Source organism: Micromonospora sp. NPDC047467, from assembly GCF_040643095.1.
Taxonomy (GTDB): Bacteria; Actinomycetota; Actinomycetes; order Mycobacteriales; family Micromonosporaceae; genus Micromonospora.
In genome coordinates this window covers 1-2,533 of record NZ_JBEYTO010000026.1, presented here as the reverse complement: position 1 = coordinate 2,533, position 2,533 = coordinate 1, and the positions used below count along the sequence as shown (strand labels likewise).

Annotated in this window: 3 protein-coding genes; all 3 read right to left on the bottom strand. The window is 69.3% G+C overall.

Going from position 1 to position 2,533, the window contains the following annotated elements:
- The coding region (locus ABZ780_RS31605) for a hypothetical protein (RefSeq protein WP_357488406.1) at positions 1–512 on the bottom strand (512 nt) is incomplete at its 3' end.
- Complete coding sequence (locus ABZ780_RS31600) at positions 512–2,296, bottom strand: hypothetical protein (RefSeq protein ID WP_357488404.1); 1,785 nt, start codon at positions 2,294–2,296, stop codon at positions 512–514. The genes ABZ780_RS31600 and ABZ780_RS31605, both read right to left, overlap by 1 nt.
- Positions 2,297–2,533 (bottom strand): hypothetical protein (locus tag ABZ780_RS31595; protein WP_357488402.1); only part of this gene is annotated, 237 nt, incomplete at its 5' end.

The window sequence follows — 2,533 nt, the reverse complement described above, 5'->3', positions numbered from 1 at the left end:
GATTGCAGGAGCAGCGAGAGCGTGGTGCCGCTGGTGATCCACGCGGGGGTGGCGAGGGTGCGCCTGGTCATCCACGCGGTGCCGTCCGGGCTGGTAGACCAGGTCAGGGTTCCGCCGGCCTCGGCAAGCCGCACCCAGGCGTGGGCCACCGGGTCATAGGTCAGCTCTACGGCGGCAGCGTCCCAGTACGCGGTGTTTGATTGGAAGCGGATCTTGCCGGTCGCTGCATTGAGCATGACCCCGGCCTCGGTTCCATCCGTTCCGGACAGCACCGCTAGCAGGGCGTAGGCCGAGGTCGTGGCCCCGCCCGCGGCGGGCGGGTACACCCGGATGTACACGGATGATCCGGCGAGGGTGTACGCGGCGGCCGAGGCGAACGCGGAGTAGGTGCTCGCGCAGGCGACGCGGGCCCGGCCGCCGACCTGGCTGACGGTGCCGTAGTTGCCGGTCCACAGGCTGGTGTTGATGGTGCCGGCGTCGAAGGTGTCGACCAGCGTTGCGAGGGCGGGCATCAGTACCCCTTGGCGTAGGCGACGACCCGCCACGCGTTGGCGCTGGCGCTGTAGACCGCGCCGAGGAAGTCGGTCTTCCCAGACGCGGTGGCGGTGAGGCCGGTGATGTCCGACCCGAAAGCGAAGCCGCCCGCGCCGCCGGCGAGGGTGAGGGTGCGGGCCGCGCCGGAGGCGACGACCTCCCACATGATCCGTTGCCCGTCCGTGGGGTTCGTCGGCACGCCGAGGGTGCGGTCGCCCGCCATCGTGACCTTGAAGTGGCTGCCCCTGCTGGCGTCGGTGGCGATGGTCGCCGCGTCGGTGAGGGGGATCACCTGCGAGGGGGCCGTGATGCCGGGAGTGTGCAGGACGGAGATCGTGCCGGTGCCCGAGCCGACGATGCCTCTGCGGATTGTCGTCCCCGCCGAGTTCGCGGTGCCGGTGACCGCAGCGGTGCCGTTGGCGAAGATCCGTGTGCGCTCGATGCTGTTCGGCTGCGACGGCAGGGAGGTGTTGCCGTCCGCGTACAGCAGGCAGTTGTTCTCGGTGTACAGCAGGCCACAGGACAGGACGCTGTTGTTGTAGGCGTTCGCGCCGAACGTGAACGCGGTCAGACCCGCGGCGGCGCGGAGCTCGACGTAGTTGAGGCGGAAGGTGTTGCCGCTCCCGCGCTGCACGTCGACGAGCTTGTCGAACTGCTCCAAGTTGACGCCACGCCAGTGTGTGTGGTTGACGGGCCCGGTGCCGGACAGCTGGATGCCGGTGCAGCCGCTGCCGTTCGCGATGGCCTCGCACATCGTGAACTCGATCTGGTTCATGACACCGACGCTGGTGGTGGAGTCGACCTGGTAGGCGACCCGGTTGTTGCCGAGCGTCTCCACGAACACGCGGTTGACGGTGCTGTCGCCGGGGTTGAAGTCGGCGTGCTCGGAGAACATGCGGATGCCGTTGCCGACGCCGCCGATCTCCAGGTTTTCGAAAACGCTGCGGAACGGGGATCCAAGGTGCAGCGCCCACCCGGTGTGGGACCCGTTCCACGGCCCGTTGATCTGCAGGTTCGTGAAGGTGGAGTTCCAGAACGAGCGGTGCCCGGACCTGGTGCCGTTGGTGGTGGACGAGGAGATGCCGTGCGTGGCCCCGCCGATCGTGATGCCGAAGTCCGACAGGTGAACCCGGACCACCTTGGACAGGTGGATCGCCGAGGTCATCCCTGCGCCGGCCTTCAGCATGGTCGCCCGTGCGCCATGCCCGCGCAGCGCGATGCCGATCTCCACATCGACGTCGTCGGTGCCCTCAATAGACAGCGGCGCCGTCAAGTTGTAGTCACCGACGGTGAGCTGCACCTCGCCGCCGCCGTTGTCGCGGGCGTCGTTGAGAGCGCGCTGGATCACCGTCTGGTCAGCGGTGCCGGTGCACACGTACTGGGCTGCTGCCCGGACGTCGGCGGGCGCGGTGGCCGAGGCGACGACTCGGACGAGCTGAGTGAAGCCACCCCCGCCCCCTCCGCTGCCGCCCCCGCTGCTGGTGATGCCGTGGGCGTCCATCCACGCCCGGCTGCTGCCGCCGGCGTCCGCCCACATCCCGGTCACACCGTCCGGGCCGCGGAAGCGCGGCAGCGCGCCGTACTCATCGGCGGTCACCGACGTGATCGGAGAGTCGCTCGCGTCGAGGAGGTCAGTGAGCTGGGTGCCGTCGGTGGGCGCGTCCCAGAACGTGACCACCGCCCCGACCCCTACACCCCACAGTCCGTCTGCGGGACGCACGACGAAGTCGCCGACGCCCGCACCGAATGACTGCCGTGCCATCTAGCTCACCGCCCAGGAGACTTGGCCGGGCAGGACGACGTCGCCTGTGGCGATCGCCGGTTTCGATGTCAGCCACACCTGCCCGGGCCGGGATGCATCGTTCGCCGCGTAGATCGTGACGCTGCCGACCCTCGCGCCCGTGATGTAGGCGATCGATCGGATCGTGCGTGTCTTGTGGCGGTAGGCCGCAGGGATCAGGACAGGCAGCCGGGTGTCTGTGGCGCTGGCGACGGTACC

Bases quoted from the DNA above. Each gene is read 5' to 3' on its own strand.
- ABZ780_RS31600 (WP_357488404.1), bottom strand. From the start codon at position 2,296: ATGGCACGGCAGTCATTCGGTGCGGGCGTCGGCGACTTCGTCGTGCGT.